Below are 16,360 nucleotides of genomic sequence, written 5' to 3'. Positions count from 1 at the left end.
TATCTCAGTAATAGCGGGGATTCTGGTTGCGCTGGGTGCGGTCGAACGCACCCGGCCGGTCGATGGCATCCTTAGGATAATCCGGCACATCCTTGCGGCCGCAGGCGGCCAGCGCCGGCAGTGCGAGAATCAGCAGCAAAAGGACGATCCTGGAGCGCATCACGCCTTGTCCCGCGTTTTCTTCTTTCCTGCAAGCTTTTCGGCGTCAAGCAACTTGCGCCAGCGCGCGACCTGTTTCTTCACGTTGGCCGGTGCGGTGCCGCCATAGGACACGCGGCTCTTCACCGAATTCTGCACGCCCAGCACGGCGAACACATCCTTGCTGATGCGCTTTTCCACGCTCTGCATCTCGGCCAGCGTCAGCGCTTCCAGCGGTTTGTCCTGCGTCTCGGCCAGCCGCACCAGGCTGCCGGCCACGTGATGCGCCTGGCGGAACGGCATATCCAGCTTGCGCACGCACCAGTCGGCCAGGTCGGTGGCGGTGGTATAACCTTCGCCGGCGGCATCCTGCATGCGCGGCTTGTTGGCCTTGAGGTCGGCGATCATACCCGCGGTGGCGGCGATGCAGAGTTCCAGGTTTTCCACCGCGTCGAAGGTGGGCTCCTTGTCTTCCTGCATGTCCTTGCCGTAGGTCATCGGCAGGCCCTTCATCGTGATCAGCAGCGCATTCAGGCTGCCCACGATACGGCCGACCTTGCCGCGCACCAGTTCGGCGGCATCGGGATTGCGCTTCTGCGGCATGATCGACGAGCCGGTGGTGAAGGCATCGCTGAGCGAGACAAAACGGAATTGAGCAGACGTCCAGATCACGATCTCTTCGGCGAGACGCGACAGATGCACGGCGCAGATCGAGGCCGCCGAGAGGAATTCCAGCGCATAGTCGCGGTCGGCCACGGCATCGAGCGAATTGGCCATCGGGCGGGCGAAACCCAGTTCCTTCGCCGTGCTGTCGCGGTCGATCGGCAATGACGTGCCGGCCAGAGCCGCGGCGCCCAGCGGGCTTTCATTCAGGCGCGCGCGGGCGTCATTCAGCCGCGAGCGGTCGCGGCCCACCATCTCGACATAGGCCATCAGGTGATGGCCGAAGGTGACCGGCTGCGCGGCCTGCAGATGGGTGAAGCCCGGCATCACCGTGTCGGCATAGTCCTCGGCGCGGCGCAGCAGCGTGAGCTGCAGGTCTTTCAGGCCCGCATCGATCTTGTCGATGGCATCGCGCACCCAGAGGCGGAAATCGGTCGCCACCTGGTCGTTGCGCGAGCGCGCGGTGTGCAGGCGTCCGGCCGGCTTGCCGATCAGGTCGGACAGCCGCGCCTCCACATGCATGTGGATGTCTTCCAGCGCCGGATCGATCTTGAACTTGCCGGCCTCGATCTCACGCAGAATTGTGTCCAGACCGCCCTGGATCTTCTTGCCCTCGGCGGCGGAAATGAGGCCCTGTCGCACCAGCATGGCGCAATGCGCTTTCGAGCCGCGGATATCCTGGCGGTACAGCTTCTGATCGAAGCGGATCGAGGCATTGATCTCGGTCATGATCGCCGCCGGGCCTGCGGCAAAGCGTCCGCCCCACATGCTGTTGGCTTGCTTAGGCTTGGTGGGGGACTTATCTGATTTCTTCTTGGCGGACATGATCGGGATGGCTTCGGGTATGAAACGGTTTCTGACGGTTCTGGCGGCGGTTTGCGCGATGGCAGGGTCTGCCATGGCAGCCGATCTGCCGCGCCAAGAATTGCCCAGGCTGGGCGAGATGCAGAAATTTAGCGTCTCGGCCGAGCGGAAGCCAGCCGCACTGGCCGAATTCCTCGACCCGAATGACCGGCCGGTGACGCTGGAGGCTTTCCGCGGCAAGGTCGTGCTGCTCAATCTCTGGGCCACCTGGTGCGTGCCCTGCCGCGAGGAGATGCCGGCGCTGGATCGGCTGCAGGCCAAGCGCGGATCGAAGGATTTCGCCGTGGTGGCGGTTGCGCAGGATCGCAGCGGCCGGGCCAAGGTGGAGATATTCCTCGGCCAGATCGGTGCGCGTCATCTGGCCTCCTATCTCGACACCAGCATGAAATCGGGCCGCGCCTGGGGCACCATCGGCCTGCCGACCAGCATCCTGATCGACCGCCAGGGCCGCGAGATCGGGCGCCTGATCGGCGCCGCCGAATGGGACCAGGCCGATGCGCTCAGGCTGATCGACGCGGCGATCGCGGAGAAATAGGCAGGAAAAATGGGACCCCGGGTCAAGCCCGGAGTGACATGACATCACAGGTCGTCATCCCGGCCAGGCGAAGCGCGAGCCGGGATCCCGTTTAGTAAAAAGAAAAGGGGCCGTGAGGCCCCTTTGTCGTTCGTGCGTCGCGGATTTTACCGCGTCGGCCCCTCTTAACGAGTGGGGGTCGGATGTTCGCCGCGATAGTCGTAGAAGCCGCGGTTGGTCTTGCGACCCAGCCAGCCGGCCTCGACATATTTCACCAGCAGCGGACACGGGCGATACTTGCTGTCGGCCAGGCCCTCGTAGAGCACCTGCATGATCGAGAGGCAGGTGTCGAGGCCGATGAAGTCGGCGAGCTGGAGCGGCCCCATCGGATGGTTGGCGCCCAGCTTCATGGCGGTGTCGATCGCTTCGACCGAACCCACGCCTTCATACAGCGTGTAGATCGCCTCGTTGATCATCGGCAGCAGGATGCGGTTGACGATGAAGGCGGGGAAATCTTCCGAATTGGCCGGCGTCTTGTTCAGCTTGACGGTGAGTTCGCGCACCATCCTGAAGGTGGTTTCATCGGTGGCGATGCCGCGGATCAGCTCGACCAGCTGCATCACCGGCACCGGGTTCATGAAATGCATGCCCATGAACTTTTCCGGCCGGTCGGTCGAGGAGGCCAGGCGGGTCACCGAGATCGACGAGGTGTTGGTGGCCAGAATGGCATCCGGCTTCAGCACCGGGCAGAGGTCGGCGAAGATCTTCTTCTTCAGGCCCTCGTTCTCGGTGGCGGCCTCGACGATGAAGTCGGTCTCGGCGAAGGCGCGGATGTCGTTCGAGGTGCGGATATGCGTCAGCGCCTTGGCCTTGTCGGCCTCGGTGATCTTGCCGCGCGCCACCTGGCGGGCCATGTTGCCGCCGATGGTTTCCAGCGCCTTGTCGAGCTGCGCGGCATTGATGTCCTGCAGCACGACATCGTAACCGGCCAGCGCACAGACATGGGCGATACCGTTGCCCATCTGGCCTGCGCCGATCACCCCAATGGTCTTGATCATGCGGTCTACCGTCTCCGGTTACTTGCCGAGCTCGGCTTCGAGTTCGGGGAGGATCTTGAACAGATCGCCGACCAGGCCGTAGTCGGCAACCTGGAAGATCGGCGCCTCTTCGTCCTTGTTGATGGCGACGATGACTTTCGAGTCCTTCATGCCGGCGAGATGCTGGATCGCACCCGAGATGCCGACCGCGACATAGAGCTGCGGCGCGACGATCTTGCCGGTCTGGCCGACCTGGTAGTCGTTCGGCACGAAGCCGGCGTCCACGGCGGCGCGGCTGGCGCCGACCGCGGCACCCAGCTTGTCGGCCACGGCCTCGATCAGCTTGAAATTCTCGCCCGAGCCCATGCCGCGACCACCCGAGACGATGATCTTGGCCGCCGTCAGCTCCGGACGGTCCGACTTCTGCAGCTCCTGGCCGATGAACGTCGACACGCCCGGATCGCTGGCGGCCGTGCCCTTCTCGACGCTGGCCGAGCCGCCGTCAGCGGCGGCGGCGGCAAAACCGGTGGTGCGCACGGTGACGACCTTGATCGCATCCGAAGACTGCACGGTCGCCATGGCGTTGCCGGCATAGATCGGACGCACGAAGGTATCGGCAGACTTCACCTCGACGATGCCGGAAATCTGCATCACATCGAGCAGAGCTGCCACGCGCGGCATCACGTTCTTGCCGGACGTGGTCTCCGGCGCGACGATGGCGCCATAGCCCTTGCCCAGTTCGGCGATCAGCACGGCGAGAGGCTCGGCCAGGCCATGCGCGTAATGCGCGGCCTCGACATGGATCACCCTGGCCACACCGGCGACCTTGGCGGCCGCAGCAGCCGCCGCATCGGCCTTTTCACCGGCGACCAGCACATGCACATCGGCGTCGATGGCCTGGGCGGCCGTCACGGCATTGAGCGTCGCGGCCTTGAGCGAGGCGTTATCGTGTTCAGCGATTACCAGCACGCTCATCTCAGATCACTCCCGCTTCGGTCTTCAGCTTCTGCACCAGGGTGGCAACGTCCGGCACCTTGACGCCGGCCTTGCGCTTGGGCGGCTCGTCCACCGACAGCGTCTTCAGCCTGGGCGCGATATCGACGCCGTAATCCTCGGGCGTCTTCTCTTCAATGGGCTTCTTCTTCGCCTTCATGATATTGGGCAGCGACGCATAGCGCGGCTCGTTCAGGCGCAGGTCGGTGGTGACCACGGCGGGCAGTTTCAGCTCCACCGTCTCAAGACCGCCGTCCACTTCGCGCACCACGGTCGCCTTGCCGTCGGCAAGGGCTGCCTTGTTGGCAAACGTGCCCTGGGCCCAGCCCAGCAGGGCGGCCATCATCTGGCCGGTCTGGTTGCTGTCGTCGTCAATCGCCTGCTTGCCCACGATCACCAGCTGCGGGGCTTCAGCCTCCGCGATCTTCGCCAGGATCTTGGCCACCGCCAGCGGCTGCACCTCTGCGTCGGTCTTCACCAGGATGCCGCGGTCGGCGCCCATCGCCAGCGCCGTGCGCAGCGTCTCCTGCGACTGCGCGGTGCCGATCGAGACGGCGATCACTTCCGTGGCCGTGCCGGCCTCTTTCAGGCGCACGGCTTCCTCGACGGCAATCTCGTCGAACGGATTCATCGACATCTTCACGTTGGCGAGATCGACACCCGTCTTGTCCGCCTTCACGCGGATCTTGACGTTGTAGTCCACCACGCGCTTGACCGCGACCAGTACCTTCATGGACATGCAACCCTGATTGTTAGCAATAAAAGCGGCGAGAAAAACGGATTTTGGCGGCTGGAGCAGGCCAGAGAAAGCGCCCGGCGCCAGCTTTTTCGCGCTGCACACTATAACCCGCTCCGGGGGCTGTCAACGAACCGTCCTGCCACCCACAGAGTTCCGGCGGATGCGCCAAGTGCCTCTGCCGCAGGGGAAATTCCCGCTTTTGGCGAACCGGATTTAATCCCGGACTCAGACTTGGGCGACGCCGTTCCAGCGCGTGCGCCAGGCCTGGAACATCAGCACGGTCCACAGGCTGTGCTGCCAGTTGCGCCGGCCGCTCAAGTGCTCCTGCCAGCGCAGCCGCACCGGGGCCGGATCGATCAGCCCGTCGCGCTTCAGCGCGGCGTCGGACAGCAGGCTTTCGGCCCAGTCGCGCAGCGGCCCGCGCAGCCAGTCGCCGACCGGCATGCCGAACCCGGTCTTGGGCCGCTCCACCATGTGCTGAGGCACATACTTGTACAGCACCTGCCGCAGCAGCTTCTTGCCCTGGCTGCCGTTGAGCAGCCGGTCCGGCGGCAGGGTCCAGGCATATTCCACCACGCGATGATCCAGCAGCGGCACGCGCGCTTCCAGGGCCACGGCCATGCTGGCGCGATCCACCTTGGTCAGGATGTCGTCGGGCAGATAGGTGGTCATGTCGCGATAGCGCAGGCGCGCCACCGTCTCGGGCAGGTCGGCGGCCAGCGTTGCGTCATTTGCCGGACGCACCACGCCATGATTGACGAGTGATTCGCCATCCCATTGCGACACCAGCGCGCCATACATCGCGTCCGCGTCGGCCTCGCCCAGGATCGCTGCACCCTTGTGGATCTTGTCGCCGAGGAATTTCGGCTTGTAGCGGGCGGGCACCGCGCTGAACATGGTGTCCCAGGCATCGGGCGACAGCATCTGCAGCGCCGCGCCGCCGCCGCGCCGCGCCACGGCCGGCACGGAGCCAACTGCGTTCCACACGCGGTCGATGCCGAGATAGCGCACATAGCCGGCGAAGATTTCGTCGCCGCCATCGCCCGACAGCGACACCGTCACCTTTTCGCGCGCCAGCTTGGAGACGAGGTAGGTGGGAATCTGCGACGAGTCCGAGAACGGCTCGTCATACATGAAGGGCAGGTCGGGGATCACGTCGCGCGCATGGGCGGGATCGATCACCAGTTCGGTATGGTCGGTGCCCAGATGCTTGGCCACGGCGCGCGCATGCACGGCCTCGTTGAAGGCCTCGTCCTGGAATCCGATGGAAAAGGTCTTCACCGCCTGCGTCGACTGCGCCTGCATCAGCGCAACGACCGTGGACGAATCGATGCCACCCGACAGAAAAGCGCCCAGCGGCACATCGGCGATCATGCGGCGTTTGACGGCGTCTTTCAGCAGGTCGTGCAGCGCTTCCAGCTGTTCGGCCTCGGGCCGCGTGTCGCGGTTGCGCACGCCGTCGCGCGCGATCTGCCGCAGGTCCCAGAAGCAGGTCAGCGTCTCGGTGCCGTCGGACTCCACGCAGAGGATATGACCGGGCGGCAGCTTCTGCACATTTTCATAGATCGAACGCGGCGCCGGCACATAGCCGTAGCGCAGATAGCCGGCCAAAGCCGCGCGATCCAGCTTCGGCTGCCAGTCGGGATAAGCGGCCAGCGCCTTCAGCTCCGAACCGAACAGCAGGGCCGGACCCTGCGCGGTGTTTTGTTTTGTCCAGTAGACCGGCTTGATGCCGAGCCGGTCGCGCACCAGCCAGATTTTCCGCTCCTTGCGGTCCCACAGCGCGAAGGCGAACATGCCGATGAAACGCGACACGGCTTTCTCGACGCCCCAGGCGACGCAGGCTTCCAGCAAAACTTCCGTATCGCTGGTGCCGCGGAAGTTGATGCCGGGCAGATCGCGCGCGACGTCAGCTGCGTTGAAGATCTCGCCGTTGTAGCAGATGACGAAGCGTTCGTTGGCGCTCAGCATCGGCTGCGCGCCGGTCGGCGTCAGGTCGACGATGGCGAGGCGACGATGGCCCAGCGCCAGCCCGGCGCCGGCATCCACCCAGTTGGTGTCGGCATCGGGGCCGCGATAGGCGATGGCATCGGTCATCGCCTTCACCTGCTGCTGCAGCAGGTCGGCGGGGGTTCCGCGCCAGGTCAGAAAGCCGGCAATGCCGCACATGAATCAGGTATCCGGTCAGGAGGGCTGCCCAGGAAGGCAAAACCGTGTTTAGGGGAGTCGTGCGACGAGGTAAAGCTGCGGCGCGGGCCGGTCCTCCACCGCCAAGACGGGTTGATTCCTCTAAATCCGCCCCTTAAAATGAGCGAATCAGATATATTTAGAGACGTAATTTTCGGAAGGGCATGCCGTGACCGCCAAGAAAGAACATTTCGACTTCGAGGAGCACATGCTGGCGGGCGATCTCCTGCGCACGGCCGAAGCCGATCTCGTCCTGCTCGCCATGGCAGCGCATGACGCCTATGGCAAGGGCATGTTCAGCCGCATCATGCGGCTGGCCAAGGCTTCGGCCAAGATCCGCAGCGCCCTGCAGGGCAAGGTGGGGGCCGAACACCCGCATAGCATCGAGACGGTGCGCGGCGTGCGGATCGAGAATGTCTATCTGGGCGCGCGCCAGGATGTGCCGGTCAAGACCGTGCAGGGCCTGCCATCGGAATTCCGCTCCGAATTCCGCAAACGCGCCGGGCTGGCGGAAACCAGTGCGGGCGAACGGCGCAGCGGCCGGCCGCGGGCGCTGGATGCCGCCCGCCTGGTGGCGGCGCGGAAGATGCTGTCGGAGCCCAACCGCACCATCGAAGGCGTGGCCGCCGAACTCGGCATCGCCGCCAGCACGCTCTATCGCTACGTCCCCGGCGGGCGCTCGGCGCTGGTGGGTGGCGCGGGCGACAAGATGGCAGTCGGGCAGAACTGAGCCCGTTTACAAAAATCGTCACCCCGGACCTGATCCAGGGTCCCATTTTTGTCGGGGCCGGCAAAGGAAATGGAATGCCGGCTCAAGGCCGGGCTCGCTCCGGCCATCCACGCCGTCCCGTTTTAAGACGTGGATGCCCGGCGCAAGGCCGGGCGAGACAAAATTATTGACATTTATTCCTATATACTATATTTGTTCTTATCCTCAGTCAAGGAGCTTTCGCCATGTCCGCACTTCGCCCGGACGGGGTCGGTGCCCCGCAGCCTGACCTCGCGCGTCCGACCCGCAAATCCCCGGTTGCCATACCCTGGCGCGAGATCGCCTGCCGACTGGCCGAAGGGGCCAGGCCGGCGGCCGTCGCCGCCGATCTGGGCTTGGCGGAGGAGCGCATCTGGCGCCATCTGCGCAAAAGCCTGCGCTTCCGCTTCTATCTGCAGCAGGCGATGGAGCGGCAGCGCCTGCTGGCCGGGCTGCAACTGGCCACGTTAGGCCAGACGGCTTTGCTGTCGCGTGGCCTGAATCCTGAGAATCTGGATGGCGACCTGCTGCGGTTGCTGCATGAGGCTGCGCACCGCCAGGAACCGGGGAGCGATCTGGCGCCGCAGATCGAGCAACTGGGCAAGACTGGCGAGCCGCCGCCCAACATGGCGTTCCGGCGGCGGCTGGCGGAAGAGCGGCAGCGGATGGATCAGCAGATGGAGGTCTGGCGGGCGCAGGATGCCGCCCGAGCGAGCGGAGCCGCGGCCGAACCGCAGCGAACCGCTACGAACACCCACGAACCCGTGCGAACCGCCACGAACCCCAGCGAACCGTCGCGAAGCGCCACGAACACCAGCGAACCGCTGCGAAGCGCCACGAACCCCAGCGAAGCCGAACGAGCGCCCCGTCCGCGTCCTCCGTCGCCGCCGGCCGAACCTCCGCCGCGCGCCGTCGTTGATCTGGATGGTCCCGACCTGGCGCGGCTGCGCGCGCAAGGTCTGCTGGGGAGCAGTGAACGACCACCGGATTCTTGACGAATCTGCGGTGCGTCCCCTTGTAGGCTGTCTCCGGCTTCCCACATTTCCCTGCGGAGCCCAGCCAAGATCCGCCGCCTGTCGGGGATCGCCATTTCGGGCTGCCTGTAAGGAGTTCTGCGATGGATTTCGAGAAATACACCGAGCGCAGCCGCGGCTTTTTCCAGGCGGCGCAGACCATGGCCCTGGCGCGCGGGCATCAGCGTTTCGCGCCCGAGCATCTTTTGAAAGTTCTGATCGACGACCCCGAAGGCCTCGCGGCCGGCCTGATCAAGGCCGCCGGCGGCCAGCCCGATGTCGTGAGGGCGCGCAACGAAGATGCGTTGGCCAGGATTCCCAAGGTCGAGGGCGGCGGCGCCGGCAATCTCTATCTCGCGCCCGAAATGGCGCGCCTGTTCGAGGCAGCGGAAAAGCTGCGCGAAAAATCCGGCGACAGTTTCGTGGCCGCCGAACGCCTGCTGCAGGCGATTGCGCTGCAGGCGGGTACGCCGGCCGCCGATGCGCTGAAAGCCGGCAATGTCACGCCGCAGGCGCTGGAAAAAGCCATCCAGGATATGCGCAAGGGCCGCAAGGCGGATTCCGCCTCGGCCGAACAGGCTTATGACGCGCTGAAGAAATATGCGCGCGACCTGACCGAGGCGGCCGAAAACGGCAAGCTCGATCCGGTGATCGGCCGCGACGAGGAAATCCGTCGCACGATCCAGGTGCTGTCGCGACGCACCAAGAACAATCCCGTGCTGATCGGCGAACCCGGCGTCGGCAAGACCGCCATCGTCGAAGGCCTGGCGTTGCGCATCACCAAAGGCGACGTGCCGGAAAGCCTGAAGAACAAGCGGCTGATGGCGCTCGATCTCGGCGCCATGATCGCCGGCGCGAAATTCCGTGGCGAGTTCGAGGAGCGGCTGAAGGCCGTGCTGGCCGAGGTCACCTCGGCCGAGGGCCAGATCGTGCTGTTCATCGACGAGCTGCACACCCTGGTCGGCGCAGGAAAAGCAGACGGCGCGATGGATGCGTCGAACCTGCTCAAGCCGGCGCTGGCGCGCGGCGAGCTGCATTGCGTCGGCGCGACGACTCTGGACGAGTATCGCAAGTATATCGAGAAGGATGCGGCGCTGGCGCGGCGCTTCCAGTCGGTCTTCGTCGGCGAGCCGACGGTGGAAGACACCATCTCGATCCTGCGCGGCCTGAAAGAGAAATACGAAGTGCATCATGGCGTGCGCATCACCGACAGCGCGATCGTGGCGGCCGCCACCTTGTCGAACCGCTATATCACCGACCGATTCCTGCCGGATAAAGCCATCGACCTGATCGATGAATCGGCGGCGCGGCTGCGCATGGAAGTCGATTCCAAGCCCGAAGCCGTCGACGAACTCGACCGCCGCATCATGCAGCTCAAGATCGAGCGCGAGGCGCTGAAGAAGGAAACCGATCCGGCCTCCAAGGACCGCCTCGGCAAGCTGGAAAAGGAACTGGCCGACCTCGAGGAGCAGTCGCAGACGCTGACCGCCGCCTGGCAGGGCGAGAAGGACAAGCTGGGCGATGCGCAGAAGCTGAAGGAACAGCTCGATGCGGCGCGGCTCGATCTCGAACAGGCGCAGCGCAAGTCGGACTGGAACCGCGCCTCGGAGCTTTCCTACGGCGTGATCCCGGACCTGGAGCGCAAGCTGCAGGACGCCGAGAAGAGCAGCGGCAGCGAGAAGAAAGCCATCGTGCGCGAGGCGGTGACCGAGAGCGACATTGCCGGCGTGGTGTCGCGCTGGACCGGCATTCCGGTCGACAAGATGCTGTCGGGCGAACGCGAGAAGCTGCTGAAGATGGAGCACAAGCTCGCCACTCGCGTTGTCGGTCAGGACGATGCGCTGGTCGCGGTGGCCAATGCCGTGCGCCGCGCGCGCGCCGGGTTGCAGGACCCCAACCGTCCGATCGGCAGCTTCCTGTTCCTCGGCCCCACCGGCGTCGGCAAGACCGAGCTGACCAAGGCCCTGGCCGAATTCCTGTTCGACGACGACAGCGCCATGGTGCGCATGGACATGTCGGAATACATGGAGAAGCATTCGGTCAGCCGCCTGATCGGCGCGCCACCGGGCTATGTCGGCTATGACGAGGGCGGCGCGCTCACCGAAGCCGTGCGCCGGCGCCCGTATCAGGTGATCCTGTTCGACGAGGTCGAAAAGGCGCATCCCGATGTGTTCAACGTGCTGCTTCAGGTGCTGGATGACGGCCGCCTGACCGACGGCCAGGGCCGCACGGTGGATTTCAAGAATACCGTGATCATCCTGACGTCCAATCTGGGCAGCGAATATCTCGCTCGCGCCGAGGGCGAGCAGATCGACGAGGCGACGCGCCATCAGGTGATGGAAGTGGTGCGCGCCAGCTTCCGGCCGGAATTCCTCAACCGGCTCGACGAGGTGATCCTGTTCCGCCGCCTCAGCCGCGAGAACATGACCGGCATCGTCGATATCCAGCTGATGCGCCTGCGCAAGCTGCTGGCCGATCGCAAGATCGAACTGAAGCTGGATGATGCGGCCAAGGTCTGGCTCGGCGATGCCGGCTACGATCCGGTCTACGGCGCACGGCCGCTGAAGCGCGTGATCCAGCGCGCGCTGCAGAACCCGCTCGCCAGCATGATCCTGGAAGGCACCATCCCGGATGGCGCGACCGTGTCGGTGAGCGCCGGCGCGCAGGGCCTGACCATCCAGGGCCGCGCGGTGGATATCGCGGCGGAGTAATCGGAAAGGGCCCCGGGAGACCGGGGCCCTTGCAGGTTTGTCGAAGTAGGAAAAGCAAACAGTGTCATGGCCGGGCTTGTCCCGGCCATCCACGTCTTTTCAGACGAGCGTATCGTAAAGATCAGTCCAGTCCGGATTCTGCGCCAGTATCAGTCTGATTTTCCAGGCGCGCGGCCAGTGTTTCATATTCGCTTCGCGCTGCAACGCCAGTTGAATGTCGTCATGGGCCTCGGTGTAAACGAGGCGCTTTAAATTATAGCGTTTGGTGAAGCCGGCGATCAGGCCCTCACGGTGTTCATATGCGCGGCGCTGTATATCGCCGGTCACGCCGACATACAGAATGCCGTTCGGTTTGTTGGTCATGATGTAAAGCCATGCATAGGCCATGCGGAAAAAGCTGGCATGCGTGGATGGCCGGGACAAGCCCGGCCATGACAGGGATATTGGAATGAATAGCGGTGTATTACGTCCCCAGCGCCTCTTTGAACGCGCCGTCGAGGTCGTCGATCAGGTCGTCGGGATGTTCCAGCCCGATCGAGACGCGGATCAGGCCTTCGGTGACGCCGAGCTGATCCAGAATCGCCTTGCCGACGCCCGAATGCGTCGTCGAGGCCGGGTGGCACATCAGCGATTCCGTGCCGCCGAGGCTGACGGCCGACTTGAACAGCTGCAGCGCGTTGATCACGCGGAAGGCCTGTTGCCGTGTCGCGCCTTTCAGGGTGAAGGCAAAGGTCGAGCCCGGGCCGCTGCACTGGCGGGCATAGACCTCCTGGTAGGTGTTGTCGGTGATGAATTCGGGATGATGCACCTCGACCGGCATATGCGGGTTGGTGTTGAGCCACTGCGCCACCTTGCGGCCGGACTCGGCGGCGCGGGTCATGCGGATCACCAGCGTCTCCAGCGAGCGGGCGATCATCCAGCTCGAATGCGGGTCGAGCTGGCTGCCGAAGGTGTTGCGGTAACTGCGGATGCGGTCGAGATGCTGTTTCGCGCCGACCGCGCTGCCGGCGACCAGGTCGCTGTGGCCGCCGACATATTTGGTCAGCGAATACACCGCGATATCGACGCCATGCCGCAAGGGCTTCTGGAAGATCGGCCCGAGCATGGTGTTGTCGCAGACGATCAGCGGGCGCTGGCCGTCCTGTTTCTTGGCGATGGCGTCGGCGGTCTTGGCCACCATGGCGAAGTCGACCATGGCGTTGTTCGGGTTGGCCGGCGTCTCGATGAATATCATGGCAATGCGGCCCTTGGCCGAGGCCGCTGCCGCCGTGATGTCGCGGTCATGCAGGCCGTCGTGGAATTCGGCCGTCGAGATGCCGAATTCGGGCAGCACCTTGCGGATCATCGTCTCGGTGCCGCCATAGAGCGGCGAGGAATGCAGCAGGGTGTCGCCGGGGCGCAGGAATGTGAGGAAGGCGCTGGCGATCGCCGCCATGCCGCTGGAAAAGACGGCCGCCGCCTCGGCGCCTTCGAGCAGCGCCAGACGGTCCTCGACGATCTCGAGATTGGGGTGGTTGAAGCGGCTGTAGATCAGTCCGGCCTTTTCGCCCGGCGGCAGCTTGGTGCGGCCCGCCATCAGGTCGAAGAAGGCGGCGCCGTCTTCCGCCGTCCTGTAGGCGAAGGTGGAGGTGAGGAAGACCGGCGGCTTCACGGCGCCTTCCGACAGGAAGGGATTGTAGCCGTAACTCATCATCTGCGTTTCGGGATGCAGGTCGCGGTCGCCGCTGCGGGTCTTGGTCTCGGTGCGTTTGGCCATGTGCCGGGCTCCTTTTCTGGAACCCAGCATACCGTTTCCGCTCAGTCTCCTGGGAGCATCTTTATGTGACCGGGCTGTGTCGCGACGCGGTCGAGCCAGGCGCGTAACGCCGGCCAGGGCGACAGGTCGTGATCGCCCTCATGGGCGCGATGCGTATAGGCGTAGAGCGCGATGTCGGCGATGGAGTAGCGTTGACCCACGAAGTAATCGTGGCGCTGCAGATGCTGTTCCATCACGGCAAAGGCCGCGCGGCCTTTTTCCAGCCGCTCGGGCATCTCGGTCATGCGCGGATGGTCGCGGCCGAGATGTCGGATGATCCAGCGCGGCGTGGCCACATAGGGCTCGTGGCTGTACTGCTCGAAGAACAGCCACTGCATCACCTGCGCGCGGGCGAGGCGTTCGGTGGGCAGATAGGCCGTGCCGTCGGCGAGGTAATAGAGAATGGCGTTGGACTCGGGGAGCACGGTGCCATCCTCCAGTTCCAGCGCGGGAATGCGGCCATTCGGATTCCTGGCGAGGAATTGCGGCGTGCGGGTTTCGCCCTTGTCGAGATCGAGTTCGACGCGGGTGTACGGCGTATTGAGCAGCGCCAGGATCAGCCGGCATTTGTAGCCGTTGCCGGAATCGAGATAGTCGTACAGCGTCAGCATGTTCACGCGGCCTTCTCCACCATGCCGGGCTCGCGGCCGGCGACGAAGGTGAAGCCTTCATCGGCCCAGCCGGTCATGCCGCCGATCATGATCTTCACGGCATAGCCGAGCGTGGCGAGTTTGAGCGCGGCCCGGTCGGCACCGTTGCAATGCGGCCCGGCACAGTAGGTGACGAACAGCGTGTCGGCTGGCCAGCTGCGCGCCATGCGCTCGGCCGTGATGTCGGCATGCGGCAGGCTGAGCGCGCCGGGCACATGCGCGTCGGCGTAAGCGTTGCGGCCGCGCACATCGAGCAGCACGAAGTCGTGCAGGCCGTGACTGAGCGCGTGGTGCACATCCCAGCAGTCGGCCTCGAAGGTGAGTTTGGCGGCGTAATGGTGGACGGCTTCGGCTGAAGCCGCGGCGGGGGTGGCGGCGACGAAACTGGGCATGTCGGGTCTCCTGTGTGGATGACTGAAACCTGCCGCAAGTTTATCTGGGTCACAAACGAGAGTTTCTCGCTGGAAGGCTTAAGAAAGCTAAGCCATACTCAGGCCATGCGTCGCCGCCTGCCGCCCCTGAATGCCCTGCGCGCCTTCGAAGCCGCCGCCCGCCACAGCAGCTTCGCGCTGGCGGCGGAAGAACTCGGCGTCACGGCGGCGGCCGTCAGCCAGCAGGTGAAGGGGCTGGAAGCGCAGTTACAGGTCGCACTGTTCCTGCGCCAGCCGCGGGGCTTGAGCCTGACCAATGCCGGCCGCGCCTATCTGCCCGGCCTGACCGAGGGCCTGGACCGCCTCGCCGCGGCCACCTCGCATCTGCAGGAGGGCCAGGCGAGCGGCACGATCACGCTGACCATGCTGGCGTCGTTTGCCGCCGGCTGGCTGGTGCCGCGCTTGGGCCGCTTCCGCGCGCAGTATCCCGGCATCGACCTGCGCATCGACACCTCGCGCCGGCTGGTCGATTTCGCGCGCGAAGACGTCGATCTCGCGATCCGCTTCGGCGCGGGACCGTTCAAGGGTCTGCAGGCCATTCACCTGCTGGACGAGGAGCTGTTTCCGGTGGCGAGCCCGGCGCTGCTGCATGGCGGTCTGCCGCTCAGCCGTTTCGAGGATCTGGCACAGCACCAGCTGCTGCATGACATGGATGCACATCCGGAGCAGCCGTGGATGAGCTGGTCGCGCTGGTTCGAACGCCAGGGCCTGCGCGCCGACAGTGCCGAGCGCGGGCTGTTCTTCACGGATTCCAATGTGCTGGTGGCGGCGGCCGTGGCGGGGCAGGGCGTAGCTTTAGGCCGCGCACCGCATCTGGGCGAGCATCTGGCCAAAGGCCGGCTGGTCCGATTGTTCGAGCAGAGCTGGCTGTCGGACTGGCGCTATTACATCGTTGGCCCGCAGGGGCAGTTCAAACGCCCGCTGGTGAAGATGCTGGTCGACTGGTTGCTGGAAGAGGCGCGCGCCGGTTAGGCGCGCGCCTGCTGATCACTCACCGCGATTGAGCAGTGCGAGCTGCGGCGTACCGCGGAATTCCTTGTCGAGCCCTTCAGAGGCGCGGCGGAAGCGATCGAACTCCTTGCCTTCCAGCTTGCGGCCCGAGGGGAAGCGCACGCCGGTCGGATTGATCTGCTTGCCGTTCTGCATCACTTCATAATGCAGATGCGGGCCGGTTGAGCGCCCGGTGGTGCCGACAGCGCCGATGACCTGGCCCTGGCGCACGCGCTGGCCGGTCTTCACGCCCAGTCGGCTCATATGTGCATAAGCGGTGGCGTAGCCGTTGCCGTGCTTGATGCGGACATACTGGCCATAGCCGCCATTCCAGCCAGACATTTCCACCACGCCTTCGCCGGCGGCCTGGATCGGCGTGCCGGTCTGCGCACCGAAATCCACGCCCTTGTGCATCAGGCTGTAGCCGAGGATCGGATGGCGACGCACGCCGAAGCCCGAGGTGAGCCGCGCGCCATCGATCGGCGTACGCAGCAGCGCCTTGCGCACGCTGGAACCTGCCGGCGTGAAGTAATCGGCATCGCCGCCATCGGACGGCTGATAGAAGTAGTAGCGCAGCTCGCGGCCCGACAGCGTCATCGCGGCCACCGAGATGCGGCCGGTCTTCATCGTCTTGCCGGCATCGTCGTGATGACGCTCGAAGAACAGTTCAAAGCGATCGCCCGGCTGCACTTCGCGCTGGAAGTCGACATCGTATGAGAAGATGCGGATGAATTCGCTGAGCAGCGAGTTGTTCAGGCCCGCGGCAATGCCTGCATTATAGAGGCTGTCGTCGATGGTGCCGCCGACGCGCGCATGCTCGACGTTGAATTCGCGGATCACTTCATTGGCGCGGAAACTGCCGCTTTCAACACGCGTGACATTCACTT

At 64.8% G+C, this 16,360-nt stretch carries 16 protein-coding genes (1 of these 16 cut by a window edge); 5 read left to right on the top strand and 11 right to left on the bottom strand.

Features of this window, described 5'->3' with window-relative positions; all coding sequences use genetic code 11:
* Positions 1–4: 4 nt before the first annotated feature.
* Together FNB15_RS21440 and argH are read right to left on the bottom strand one after the other, a co-directional pair.
* A complete protein-coding gene (locus tag FNB15_RS21440; protein WP_281287792.1) occupies positions 5–139 on the bottom strand; it encodes a hypothetical protein in 135 nt (44 codons plus the stop codon).
* 20 nt (positions 140–159) lie between these two features.
* Positions 160–1,626 carry an argininosuccinate lyase gene (argH, locus tag FNB15_RS03710; RefSeq protein WP_246068779.1) on the bottom strand — a complete coding sequence of 489 codons (1,467 nt, stop codon included), beginning with the start codon at positions 1,624–1,626 and terminating at the stop codon, positions 160–162.
* A gap of 19 nt (positions 1,627–1,645) precedes the next feature.
* Between argH and FNB15_RS03705 the strand changes: the two genes are divergently transcribed.
* Entirely contained in the window at positions 1,646–2,200 is a 555-nt protein-coding gene (locus tag FNB15_RS03705) for a TlpA family protein disulfide reductase (RefSeq protein ID WP_144067413.1), read from the top strand.
* A 164-nt stretch (positions 2,201–2,364) separates the two neighbouring features.
* Here the strand turns inward: FNB15_RS03705 and FNB15_RS03700 are convergent, their stop codons facing one another.
* The 4 genes from FNB15_RS03700 to asnB all read right to left on the bottom strand — a co-directional run bounded on the left by FNB15_RS03700 (position 2,365) and on the right by asnB (position 7,117).
* On the bottom strand, positions 2,365–3,237 hold the full coding sequence (locus FNB15_RS03700; RefSeq protein ID WP_144067412.1) for a 3-hydroxybutyryl-CoA dehydrogenase: 873 nt from the start codon (positions 3,235–3,237) through the stop codon (positions 2,365–2,367).
* A gap of 18 nt (positions 3,238–3,255) precedes the next feature.
* A complete protein-coding gene (locus FNB15_RS03695) occupies positions 3,256–4,191 on the bottom strand; it encodes an electron transfer flavoprotein subunit alpha/FixB family protein (RefSeq protein WP_144067411.1) in 936 nt (311 codons plus the stop codon).
* Position 4,192: 1 nt separating this feature from the next.
* Positions 4,193–4,942, bottom strand: a complete 750-nt coding sequence (locus tag FNB15_RS03690; protein WP_144258618.1) for an electron transfer flavoprotein subunit beta/FixA family protein — start codon at positions 4,940–4,942, stop codon at positions 4,193–4,195.
* 231 nt (positions 4,943–5,173) lie between these two features.
* Complete coding sequence (asnB, locus tag FNB15_RS03685; RefSeq protein ID WP_144067410.1) at positions 5,174–7,117, bottom strand: asparagine synthase (glutamine-hydrolyzing); 1,944 nt, start codon at positions 7,115–7,117, stop codon at positions 5,174–5,176.
* A gap of 187 nt (positions 7,118–7,304) precedes the next feature.
* On the opposite strand from asnB, the gene FNB15_RS03680 reads away from it, so the two are divergent.
* From FNB15_RS03680 to clpB, 3 genes are all read left to right on the top strand, one after another.
* Positions 7,305–7,865: a helix-turn-helix domain-containing protein gene (locus FNB15_RS03680; RefSeq protein ID WP_144067409.1), complete on the top strand. Its 561-nt coding sequence runs from the start codon at positions 7,305–7,307 to the stop codon at positions 7,863–7,865.
* A 224-nt stretch (positions 7,866–8,089) separates the two neighbouring features.
* A complete protein-coding gene (locus tag FNB15_RS03675) occupies positions 8,090–8,878 on the top strand; it encodes a hypothetical protein (protein ID WP_144067408.1) in 789 nt (262 codons plus the stop codon).
* Positions 8,879–9,000: 122 nt separating this feature from the next.
* Entirely contained in the window at positions 9,001–11,607 is a 2,607-nt protein-coding gene (gene clpB / locus FNB15_RS03670; RefSeq protein WP_144067407.1) for an ATP-dependent chaperone ClpB, read from the top strand.
* A 99-nt stretch (positions 11,608–11,706) separates the two neighbouring features.
* Here clpB and FNB15_RS03665 read toward each other — a convergent pair whose 3' ends face one another.
* From FNB15_RS03665 to FNB15_RS03650, 4 genes are all read right to left on the bottom strand, one after another.
* Entirely contained in the window at positions 11,707–11,970 is a 264-nt protein-coding gene (locus FNB15_RS03665) for a GIY-YIG nuclease family protein (RefSeq protein WP_246068778.1), read from the bottom strand.
* A 100-nt stretch (positions 11,971–12,070) separates the two neighbouring features.
* Complete coding sequence (locus tag FNB15_RS03660; RefSeq protein WP_144067405.1) at positions 12,071–13,363, bottom strand: cystathionine gamma-synthase family protein; 1,293 nt, start codon at positions 13,361–13,363, stop codon at positions 12,071–12,073.
* Positions 13,364–13,404: 41 nt separating this feature from the next.
* Positions 13,405–14,013, bottom strand: coding sequence for a glutathione S-transferase family protein (locus tag FNB15_RS03655; RefSeq protein WP_144258617.1), 609 nt, complete (start codon positions 14,011–14,013; stop codon positions 13,405–13,407).
* Between the two features lie 2 nt (positions 14,014–14,015).
* Positions 14,016–14,444: a rhodanese-like domain-containing protein gene (locus FNB15_RS03650; protein WP_144067404.1), complete on the bottom strand. Its 429-nt coding sequence runs from the start codon at positions 14,442–14,444 to the stop codon at positions 14,016–14,018.
* Positions 14,445–14,549: 105 nt separating this feature from the next.
* On the opposite strand from FNB15_RS03650, the gene gcvA reads away from it, so the two are divergent.
* Positions 14,550–15,455: a transcriptional regulator GcvA gene (gcvA, locus tag FNB15_RS03645; protein WP_144067403.1), complete on the top strand. Its 906-nt coding sequence runs from the start codon at positions 14,550–14,552 to the stop codon at positions 15,453–15,455.
* Positions 15,456–15,470: 15 nt separating this feature from the next.
* Here gcvA and FNB15_RS03640 read toward each other — a convergent pair whose 3' ends face one another.
* Positions 15,471–16,360: the 3' portion of a M23 family metallopeptidase gene (locus FNB15_RS03640; protein WP_144067402.1), read on the bottom strand. It continues 451 nt past the right edge of the window; only the last 890 of its 1,341 coding nucleotides appear in the window; its start codon lies beyond the right edge, outside the window; the stop codon is at positions 15,471–15,473.

The sequence above is a fragment of the Ferrovibrio terrae genome, assembly GCF_007197755.1.
GTDB lineage: Bacteria > Pseudomonadota > Alphaproteobacteria > Ferrovibrionales > Ferrovibrionaceae > Ferrovibrio > Ferrovibrio terrae.
Note: the sequence above shows the minus strand (reverse complement) of the source record. Positions and strands in the feature narration are given on the sequence as shown.

Coding starts and splice junctions, on each gene's coding strand:
- argH (WP_246068779.1), bottom strand. CDS start 1,626: ATGTCCGCCAAGAAGAAATCAGATAAGTCCCCCACCAAGCCTAAGCAA.
- FNB15_RS03705 (WP_144067413.1), top strand. CDS start 1,646: ATGAAACGGTTTCTGACGGTTCTGGCGGCGGTTTGCGCGATGGCAGGG.
- FNB15_RS03700 (WP_144067412.1), bottom strand. CDS start 3,237: ATGATCAAGACCATTGGGGTGATCGGCGCAGGCCAGATGGGCAACGGT.
- FNB15_RS03695 (WP_144067411.1), bottom strand. CDS start 4,191: ATGAGCGTGCTGGTAATCGCTGAACACGATAACGCCTCGCTCAAGGCC.
- FNB15_RS03690 (WP_144258618.1), bottom strand. CDS start 4,942: ATGAAGGTACTGGTCGCGGTCAAGCGCGTGGTGGACTACAACGTCAAG.
- asnB (WP_144067410.1), bottom strand. CDS start 7,117: ATGTGCGGCATTGCCGGCTTTCTGACCTGGCGCGGAACCCCCGCCGAC.
- FNB15_RS03675 (WP_144067408.1), top strand. CDS start 8,090: ATGTCCGCACTTCGCCCGGACGGGGTCGGTGCCCCGCAGCCTGACCTC.
- clpB (WP_144067407.1), top strand. CDS start 9,001: ATGGATTTCGAGAAATACACCGAGCGCAGCCGCGGCTTTTTCCAGGCG.
- FNB15_RS03665 (WP_246068778.1), bottom strand. CDS start 11,970: ATGACCAACAAACCGAACGGCATTCTGTATGTCGGCGTGACCGGCGAT.
- FNB15_RS03660 (WP_144067405.1), bottom strand. CDS start 13,363: ATGGCCAAACGCACCGAGACCAAGACCCGCAGCGGCGACCGCGACCTG.
- FNB15_RS03655 (WP_144258617.1), bottom strand. CDS start 14,013: ATGCTGACGCTGTACGACTATCTCGATTCCGGCAACGGCTACAAATGC.
- FNB15_RS03650 (WP_144067404.1), bottom strand. CDS start 14,444: ATGCCCAGTTTCGTCGCCGCCACCCCCGCCGCGGCTTCAGCCGAAGCC.
- gcvA (WP_144067403.1), top strand. CDS start 14,550: ATGCGTCGCCGCCTGCCGCCCCTGAATGCCCTGCGCGCCTTCGAAGCC.